Annotated in this window: 7 protein-coding genes; 5 read left to right on the top strand and 2 right to left on the bottom strand. The window is 63.6% G+C overall.

The genetic code is table 11. The features are described from left to right. Positions 1-248 precede the first annotated feature (248 nt). The 3 genes from I5W_RS14875 (at position 249) to I5W_RS14885 (ending at position 3,660) form a co-directional block, all read left to right on the top strand. Entirely contained in the window at positions 249-1,073 is an 825-nt protein-coding gene (locus I5W_RS14875; protein WP_017451329.1) for an AraC family transcriptional regulator, read from the top strand. A 66-nt stretch (positions 1,074-1,139) separates the two neighbouring features. Next, positions 1,140-1,724, top strand: coding sequence for a carboxymuconolactone decarboxylase family protein (locus I5W_RS14880; protein ID WP_044529812.1), 585 nt, complete (start codon positions 1,140-1,142; stop codon positions 1,722-1,724). Positions 1,725-1,833: 109 nt separating this feature from the next. Beyond that, the gene (locus I5W_RS14885; protein WP_044529813.1) at positions 1,834-3,660 is read left to right on the top strand and encodes a hypothetical protein; all 1,827 of its coding nucleotides are present in this window, start codon (positions 1,834-1,836) and stop codon (positions 3,658-3,660) included. A gap of 21 nt (positions 3,661-3,681) precedes the next feature. Here I5W_RS14885 and I5W_RS14890 read toward each other — a convergent pair whose 3' ends face one another. After that, complete coding sequence (locus tag I5W_RS14890; protein WP_044529814.1) at positions 3,682-5,334, bottom strand: isovaleryl-CoA dehydrogenase; 1,653 nt, start codon at positions 5,332-5,334, stop codon at positions 3,682-3,684. A gap of 201 nt (positions 5,335-5,535) precedes the next feature. Between I5W_RS14890 and I5W_RS14895 the strand changes: the two genes are divergently transcribed. Together I5W_RS14895 and cysM are read left to right on the top strand one after the other, a co-directional pair. After that, the gene (locus I5W_RS14895; RefSeq protein WP_252717036.1) at positions 5,536-7,506 is read left to right on the top strand and encodes an acyltransferase family protein; all 1,971 of its coding nucleotides are present in this window, start codon (positions 5,536-5,538) and stop codon (positions 7,504-7,506) included. Between the two features lie 164 nt (positions 7,507-7,670). Further along, complete coding sequence (cysM, locus tag I5W_RS14900; RefSeq protein WP_083893546.1) at positions 7,671-8,717, top strand: cysteine synthase CysM; 1,047 nt, start codon at positions 7,671-7,673, stop codon at positions 8,715-8,717. A gap of 87 nt (positions 8,718-8,804) precedes the next feature. Here cysM and I5W_RS14905 read toward each other — a convergent pair. Continuing rightward, a partial coding sequence (locus I5W_RS14905; protein ID WP_044529816.1) for a cytochrome c oxidase subunit 3 occupies positions 8,805-9,004 on the bottom strand: 200 nt, incomplete at its 5' end.

Here is a 9,004-nt window from a genome sequence, read left to right on the forward strand (position 1 = left end):
GCAGCAGGGCCTGGATCAAGTCATTGATCAGGTGCGCGCGCCGCAGCCCCAAGAGGATGCTCATCACCAGCGGCTGGGCCGCGATGGTGGCGGCGGAAGAAGCTGGGCGGGCGTCGGCACTTGCGGCGACGGACGCGGTGGAGTCGGTAGCACTGGTCATGGTGTGGGTGATCGCAAACAGAATGGAGGAGGCAAGCGTATCATTGGCATCTATTGATGCTGATGCCAATTATTAGCGATTAAATGCCATGCGTGTCCAACTCACCTCCGTTTGCCCCAGCGCCGAAGTGGATGCCTTCCAGCATCTGAGCAGTGCCGTGGTGGCCTTTGCGCGTGAGCTGGCCTATCGCGACCTGCTGCGGGCGCACTCGCATCGGCGTGGTCAGTTGCTCTATGCGGTGGAAGGCGTGATGCAGGTGCGCACCCCGCAAGGGGTGTGGATGGTGCCGCCGCAGCGGGCGCTGTGGGTGCCGCCCCAGGTGGAGCATGAGATTCGCATGTTGAGCAAGGTCAGTATGCGCACGCTGTACATTGGCGAAGTGGAGGGGCAGGTGATCGGTGCGCAATGTCGTCTGCTGGAAGTGTCGGTGCTGCTGCGCGAGCTGATCCTGGCCTTGCTGGCCGAGCCGCGCGACTATGCTCCACACAGCCGTGCCGGTCATGTGGCCGAATTGATCCTCTCCGAGCTGGCGCGGGCACCCGCCATTCCGGTGGCCATCCCCTGGCCCCGTGACCGTCGCCTGCAAGCCATCTGCGAAGCCATCCTGGCCGATCCCGGCCGTCAGTTTTCATTGGCCGACTGGGCCGGGCTGGGCGGGGCCAGCGTGCGCACGGTAATCCGTCTCTTTCCCAGGGAGACCGGTTTGCAGTTTCGCCACTGGGTGCAGCAGGTGCATCTGAGTGAAGCGCTGGTGCGGCTGGCCCGTGGCGATGCGGTCGGGGTGGTGGCGCAGGCCTTGGGCTATCGCAGCCAGAGCGCGTTTTCCAGCATGTTCCGCAAGGCCTTGCGCAGCACGCCCAACCATTACCTGCCACGGCAGGAAAAGCGCCGCATCACCCTGGCTACGCAATAGGGGATGACCGGCCAGGGCGATTGCGGGCACACTAGCGCACTTCCCTGTTCGTTTTCTGGAGTCTGCATGGTTCAACCTATCCGCCTGCCTGCCATCACCCGCGAGGCGATGCGTCCTGACCAGCGTGCGATGCTCGACGCCATCCTGGCCGGCCCGCGCAAGAATCTCAACGGTCCCTTCGTGGCTTGGATCCACAGTCCGCCGCTGGGCGAACTGGCGCAACGTCTAGGTGCCTTCTGCCGCTATGACACCGGCTTGCCGCTACGCTTGTCGGAACTGGCCATCCTGACCACGGCGGCGTGCTGGCAATCGCAGGCGGAGTGGTTCATCCACTTGCCCATCGCCCTCGAGGCAGGTATCGACCCGGCCGTGGCCGAGCAGATCCGCCTGGGCCAGAGCCCGCATTTCGTTGCCGCCGATGAAGCGCTGGTCTGGCGCTTTGCCAGCGAGCTGTATCGTGACAAACGCGTCTCCGAGACCACCTATGCGCAGGCCTGCGAGATGTTCGGCCTGCAGGTGGTGGTGAACCTGGTGGGTCTGCTCGGTTATTACGCGCTGGTGGCCATGACCTTGAACACCTTCGCCATGCGCGCCGAAGGGCAGGGCGAGGATCAACTGCCCTTTGCGGAGCCGCCGTCAGCGTCTGCCTGATCGGGCGATACGCCACGTCCTGCCTGGGAAGATGCTGATTTGCAAGTGTAAAGATTGACCATCTTTTACCGTAACCAAGTCATGAGAACTCCGAACCAGGAGAGCGAACATGACGATGGAAACCGATCTGACCATCATGGCCCGCGAGGCCCTCACGCAACTGGCCTCGCAATATCCTCCTCGCGGTGACAGTACGCCGGCCCCCGTGCCGGCGTCCCTGCCGGCCGTTGAACTGCCCTTGCCGGAAGAAGGCGTGACACTGTCGCTATCGGCGCAAGGCAAGCTCATGGCCGCGCTGGCCAGTGCCGTCGACAATGTCACCACGGCTGCGGTCGATTCCACCGAAGCGGTCCAAGTCCTGCCCGAAACCGTTGGTGGCGCTGCGCGGCCGATCACGCGCAATACGCTTTTTGCGATCGAAGCCCAATTGGTGGCCGCGCGTCGTGGCGCCGATGCGATCGCTTTTGCCGATGCGCAACTGCCGCCGTCGGAGGATCCTCAGCGCCTGGCGCAGGCACGTCAGGCCACCGACTCCTTGTATGGCCGCGCCGCCAATCCATTCACGGGTTTGTCGCGCGCCGAGCTGTCGGCCATCGTCTATGACGATAGTGGCGCCTACACCGTCAACGAACGCTATGCCGCCGCCAACCAGCGTACCGAGCTGGACCAGAAATTCTGGGCGCCGGTATTCCAGCGTGCCCTCGACAGTGGCGACTGGAAGCCGGTCATCACGGCGGCCTTGGTGTTCTACACCGGTCTGTCGATGCTGGAGCAGACCGCCTATCCTTCCAACTATGCGCAATTGCTGCAGCAATACCTGGACCTCTACCAGTGGCAGCCGCAATCGCCTTTGCCGCCGCAGCAGCAGGCCGACCTGGCGCGCATGTTGGAAACCCTGGTCTTGCCGCTAGGGCCGATGGCGCTGGCCGGTGGCGTCATCCGCGGCCTGGTCTTGCCACGCCTGGGGCCGTCGCTGGCCGAACTGATCGCGGCCGCGCCGCGCCTGGCCGACCTGGTACAGGTCAACAACATCGCCCACAACGTGCAGGACAGTGCCTATCTGGTGTTGCTGCAACGGGTGTTCGGTCTCTCGCGGCGGGAGGAGGAGCCGGCCCCCTTGCGCCGCGCCGGAGCGGGGGCGCTCAATCGCGATTTCCTGGCCTACGACGACCGGCGTCTGCTGGCCGAGGCCTATGCTTACGCGCAGGCCCATGAGATGGCATTGGAAGAAGTGGATGCCCTGGCCCATGACCTGGCCGCTTATCGTCGTGCGCGTGCCGGTGCGGCCAATGGCCGGGCGGCTGGCGCGGCGCTGTCGGCAGGGGCCGATGCGGCCGCCAGTGCATCCTCGCCAACGGCGCGCATGAGCAACGCCGACGCGATCATCGCCCAGCGCCTGCTGAGCAGTCGTGCCGCCAGCATGACGCAGTTCGATCATGGTTTTTTGGCCTGGCTGCTTGATCCGGCCGGTGGCGGCTGGCGCGATGGCGGACTGAGCGGTCACCGGGTCAGTTTCAACGCTCTGGAAAAACTGCTGGCCGGTCTGGCCGGCGTGGACCTCGGTGAAGCGGTCGGCGAGGGTAGGGCGCTGGAAGCGTCCTACCGCATGGCGCTGGAACGCATCGCCCTGCAGGATCTGCCGGCCCTGCGTCAGCAGGCGCAAGCTGCCGCCGGCGATGGTGCACGCACGCTCACGCTGGCGGCGCAGATGGCGGCACTGGCGCGCAGTGATGCGGCTGATACCGCCTTCATGAACAATGCCCTCATGCTGCTGCGCATGTATCGCATGTCGCTGACCATGAGCCCGGCCGAGCAACGCACCCTGGCCGAACTGGTCTATTGCGCCATGAAGAAGCGTCGCGTGCGCCCGCGTCGGGGCAAGCTCTTCCTGGGTTGGGCCGAGCGCAGTCCGCTGATGCCGTCGCTGCGGGGTTGAGCGAGGGCCGCGCAGACAGGCTCACACGGTCGGCCAGGCGCGCTGCAGGAGGGCTTGCTGCGCCGCCAGGCTGGTGGCCGCCAGCGTGCCGTAGACGCGTCCACCATCGCGATCGCAACGACTGGCCAGGAACGCCTCGGCAGATTCGCCAGGGGCATGACGCAGCATGAGCATCATCTGCAGGGCCAGCACCAGTTGCTGGACCAATCGGCGAGCGCCGGCCTGACGTTGTTCTTCCGGTGCCGCCAGCCATTGTTTCAGATCGCGTACACGCTGTGCCAGTGCCGGGTGCACAGCGGCTGCATCGTCCAGCGCCATCAGCAGCAGCGCGAAGCCTTCGGCCTCGCGCTCGATGGCGCGCAATACATCCAGGCACATCACATTGCCGGAACCTTCCCAGATCGAATTGACGGGCGCTTCACGATAGAGCCGTGCCATCGGCCCGTTCTCGACGTAGCCGTTGCCGCCCCAGACTTCCATGCATTCCCCGGTGAATTCCAATGCGCGCTTGCAGATCCAGAACTTGGCGGCGGGCGTGACGATACGCTTCCAGGCGCGTTGCAGCGGATCGTCCGGGGCATCGAAGGCATGGGCCAGGCGCAGCATCAGCATGGTGGCGGCCTCGCTCTCCAGGGCCAGGTCGGCCAGCACGGCGCGCATGAGGGGCTGCTCGGCCAGCAAGCGGCCGAAGGCGCTGCGATGACGTGCATGGTGGATCGCCTGCACCAGCGATTGCCGCATCAGGGCGGCGCTGCCGATGATGCAATCCAGACGGGTATGGTTGGCCATCTCGATGATGGTGGGGATGCCGCGCCCGTCCTCGCCCACCATGATGCCCAGGGCTTCTTCGAACTCCACCTCGCTGCTGCTGTTGGAGCGGTTGCCAAGCTTGTCCTTGAGGCGCTGGATCAGTACCGGATTGCGCTTGCCATCGGGCAGCCAGCGCGGCACGAAGAAACAGGACAGGCCGTTTTCGGTGCGTGCCAGCATCAGGTGCGCATCGCACATCGGTGCCGAGAAAAACCATTTGTGGCCGGTCAGCAGGTAGGCCGCACCGCGACCCTGCTGGAGCGCATCGGCCGGCATGGCGACGGAGGCATTGCTGCGCACATCCGAGCCGCCCTGTTTTTCGGTCATGCCCATGCCGATCAGGATGGAGCGCTTGTGCATCATCGGCAGGTCACGCCCGTCGTGCTCGCGCGAGAACAGGCGCGTGCGCAATTGCGCGAACAGCGCCGCTTCCTGCTGTAGTACCGGGATGGCGGCAAAGGTCATGGTGGTCGGGCAGAGCGACCCGGCCTCGACCTGGGCATGGAGGAAGTAACCCGCCGCCCGTGCCGCGTGAGCACCATCGCCGGGTTGCATCCACGGCAGCGCGTGCAGGCCGGCGCGCCGCAGTTGTTCCAGCAGCGTATGCCAGGCCGGGTGGAAATCGACCACGTCGATGCGATGGCCAGTGCGGTCATGGGTACGCAGTACCGGACTGTGCTGGTTGGCCAGCGCGGCCAGCTCACTCATCTCGGCCGTGCCAAGCGCCTCGCCCTGGCTGGCCAGGGTGCAGTCGTGCCAGTGTGCGCCTTCGCGCTGTACGGCTTCGACCAGGGCCGCATCGTTGCGGTAGAGGTTGTAGTCGCACAGGTCAGGGGCCTGGTTGCTGATGTCGTGGGTATGCATGTGGTCTCCGGGGGAGCCGCGCAAGCCTTGTTATTGTGCTGGATCGTTTGGTCGTGGTGCGCGCCTGAAAGGCTTTAGTGTGCGCGTATTTGGTGGGCTTGTGAACCGTAGGAGCACAGGAGCTGAGGGGGGATAACCAATTTTCCCTTCCTGTGCGCCGTTTAATAGGCCATATAATACTCAGCTTTGCCCTGAGCATTCATGCTTGCCAGCCCTCACAAGACACCTGCAGGTACCACTCCTCGCCCTCCAAGCCATGCTCCCTACCGCCGCGACATTGACGGCCTGCGGGCCATCGCCGTGCTCTGCGTGGTGGTGTTCCATGCCTTCCCGGAATGCCTGCCAGGGGGATTCGTCGGGGTGGACATCTTCTTCGTCATTTCCGGCTTCCTGATCAGCGGCATCCTGTTCGACGCGCTGCAGCGAGGGCACTTCAGCATCATCGACTTCTACATCCGGCGTGTCAGGCGCATCTTCCCCGCGCTGTTGCTGGTGATGCTGGTGTGCCTGCTGGCGGGTTGGTTCATCCTGCTGCCGCAAGAATATCGACAACTGGGCAAGCACATCCTCGGTGGCGCCGGCTTCGTCTCCAACATCGTGCTGTGGAGCGAGGCCGGTTATTTCGACACCTCGGCCGAGACCAAGCCCCTGCTCCATCTATGGTCGCTCGGGGTGGAAGAACAGTTCTACCTGTTCTGGCCCTTGCTGCTGTGGGCCGCCTGGAAACGCCGACGCACGATGCTGGCGACCCTGTTGACGGTCATGCTGCTGTCCTTTGGTTGGAATGTCGTGTCGGTCCACCAGGATGCCGTGGCCGCTTTCTACCTGCCGATGTCGCGTTTCTGGGAATTGGGGGCGGGGGCCTTGCTGGCCTACTGGCGGGGCAGGAGCGCGCCTGTCCAAGGCAGCGTGGCCAACTGGTTCTCGGCCATCGGGCTCTTGCTCATCATCTTCGCCATTGCCGTCATCACCAAGCAAGACCTCTTCCCTGGCTGGTGGGCTGCGCTACCGGTGGCAGGCGCCTTCCTGTTGCTGGCGGCCGGGCCACAGGCCAGCGTCAATCGCACCCTGCTGTCGCACCGGACCATGGTGTGGTTGGGCCTGATCAGCTATCCGTTATACCTGTGGCATTGGCCGCTGCTGGCCTTCGCGCGCTTGCTGGCAGGGGATACGCCACCGGTCGATGTGCGTCTGGGGGTGGTCGTGCTGGCCATGGTGCTGGCCTGGTTCACCTATCGACTGCTGGAAGTCCCGGTGCGCCTGCGCGCCTCCGGTCGCAAAGTGGCGGTGACGCTGGTGCTGTTGATGCTCTTGATGGCTGCGCTGGGCTGGTTTGTCGTCAAACGCAACGGCATGGAATTCCGCAAGATGGGGGCCTTGACAATGTTGTTCAACGACCAGGTCAGGCAAACAGCGGCGCTGAACCACTTCGAATTGCCGCATCCCTCTTGCGCCTCCTTGATGGGGAAAGAACATTTCCGCGACTGGTGTACCGCGCCCGTGAGCTCGGCGCCACCACAAGTGCTGCTCATCGGGGATAGCTATTCAGGGGCCTATGCGCCCATGCTGGCGCGGTTGTATGAAACCAGCCCGCAGCCGCAACTGGTATTCCGGCAATTTGCCCGCGGCGGTTGTGCTTCCTTGCTCAATTACAGCAGCGGCTACTGCCTGGAGATTGCCGAACGGCTGGCCCAGTATGCGCGCGACACTCCCTCGATCCAGACCGTGGTCCTGGCCGCCAACTGGCCGGGCCAGTTCGCCGCCGATCAGAGCGGTATTCTGAGGGCACTGGAACAGACCATTTTGTATTACCGCCAACTGGGCAAGCGCGTGGTCGTGCTGCTGTCGCCGCCCAACGGCGCCAATCCGAAATCCTGCGTGCTGCGTGGCGTCCACCTGTCCGATGCCGACTTCTGCAATTTGCCCCTGGCCAAGGCCGAACAGATGGACGACCACTACCGCGAGCAATTGCTGCCGCTGCTGCAAAGGCTGCAGGTGCCGGTATTCGATCCCTTCCCCACGCTGTGTGATCAGCATGGCTGCAAGGTCATCGATGGGCTCCGCATTCTCTATTTCGATCCCGGTCACCTGAGCCAATACGGTGCGCAGTTCCTGGCCGATCATGCCGGGCAGGCATTGCGCCGACTGCTGCTGGGGATGCCAGCAAGCTGAAACGGTCTTTCACCACACCCGATGCTTTAAATGATTTGGCTATATCCTTATAAGCATCTTGTTAGGTCGCACTGCCGACACATGCGCAGCAGTCATATTAGAATGGCCATTTCGACCAAAGATCGCCCCGTGCCCATGCACGGCTGCGCAAGAAAGCCAAGCAGATGTCTTATCCGACCATCGAATCGACCATCGGCAATACCCCGCTGATCCAGTTGCCGCGCATCGGCGGCGACGAAGCCAGGCGCCGCAACAACCTCATCCTGGGCAAGCTCGAAGGCAATAACCCGGCCGGGTCCGTCAAGGACCGCGCCGCCTATTCCATGATCACCCGCGCCGAAGCGCGCGGCCAGATCAAGCCAGGTGATACCCTGATCGAAGCCACCAGCGGCAATACCGGTATCGCCCTGGCGATGGTGGCGGCCATGCGCGGCTACAAGATGGTCTTGCTGATGCCCGAGAACCTGTCCGAAGAGCGCCGCCAGAGCATGGCAGCGTATGGCGCCAAGATTGTGTTGACGCCCAAGAGCGGTGGCATGGAATACGCGCGCGACCTGGCCGAGCAGATGCAGAAGAATGGCGAAGGCCTGATCCTGGACCAGTTCGCCAACCCCGACAATCCGCTGGCTCACTACGAGACCACTGGTCCCGAGATCTGGCGCGATACCAAGGGCAGCATCACTCACTTCGTCAGTGCCATGGGCACCACCGGTACCATCATGGGGGTGGCGCAATACCTGAAGGAAAAGAATGCGCAAGTGCAGATCGTCGGTGCGCAACCGGAAGAGGGTTCTTCCATTCCTGGCATCCGCAAATGGCCCGAGGCCTACCTGCCCAAGATCTTTGACCGCTCGCGTGTGGACCAGATCGAGTCGGTCAGCCAGGCCGACGCCGAGAACATGGCGCGCAAGTTGGCAGTGACCGAAGGGCTGTTCTGCGGCATCTCGGCCGCAGGCGCCTGTGAAGTGGCGGTGCGGCTGTCTGCCAATGGAGACAGGAATTCTACCGTCATGAAAATCATCGTCGCCATCGCCTTCGTCCTGATCCTGGCCAGCCTGGCTTCGGCATTGATCTTCCTGATGCGCGACAAGGGCAAGAGCAACCGCACCGTGCAGGCGCTGACCTTGCGGGTCGGCTTCTCGGTGGCGCTATTCCTGTTCATCCTCCTGAGCTACAAGCTGGGCTGGATACAGCCGACCGGTATCCGCTGAGGTCAGCGCCCTCCGTTAAGCGCCACCCGCTCCAAGAAAAAGCCGCATCGAAGTGCGGCTTTGTTTTTTCCCGGAGACGGCCTGCACTTACAGCCAGTACACCACCACATACAGGCCCAGCCACACCACGTCCACGAAGTGCCAGTACCAGGCCGCGCCTTCGAAAGCAAAGTGATGGGTGGGCGTGAAGTGCCCGCGCAGCAAACGATACAGCACCACCGAGAGCATGATCGCGCCCATGGTGACGTGGAAACCGTGGAAGCCCGTCAGCATGAAGAAGGTGAACC

Origin of the sequence: Herbaspirillum sp. B65, from assembly GCF_000333555.1 — a bacterium.
In the GTDB taxonomy this organism is placed as follows: Bacteria; Pseudomonadota; Gammaproteobacteria; order Burkholderiales; family Burkholderiaceae_D; genus Herbaspirillum; species Herbaspirillum rubrisubalbicans.

Coding starts and splice junctions, on each gene's coding strand:
- I5W_RS14875 (WP_017451329.1), top strand. CDS start 249: ATGCGTGTCCAACTCACCTCCGTTTGCCCCAGCGCCGAAGTGGATGCC.
- I5W_RS14880 (WP_044529812.1), top strand. CDS start 1,140: ATGGTTCAACCTATCCGCCTGCCTGCCATCACCCGCGAGGCGATGCGT.
- I5W_RS14885 (WP_044529813.1), top strand. CDS start 1,834: ATGACGATGGAAACCGATCTGACCATCATGGCCCGCGAGGCCCTCACG.
- I5W_RS14890 (WP_044529814.1), bottom strand. CDS start 5,334: ATGCATACCCACGACATCAGCAACCAGGCCCCTGACCTGTGCGACTAC.
- I5W_RS14895 (WP_252717036.1), top strand. CDS start 5,536: ATGCTTGCCAGCCCTCACAAGACACCTGCAGGTACCACTCCTCGCCCT.
- cysM (WP_083893546.1), top strand. CDS start 7,671: ATGTCTTATCCGACCATCGAATCGACCATCGGCAATACCCCGCTGATC.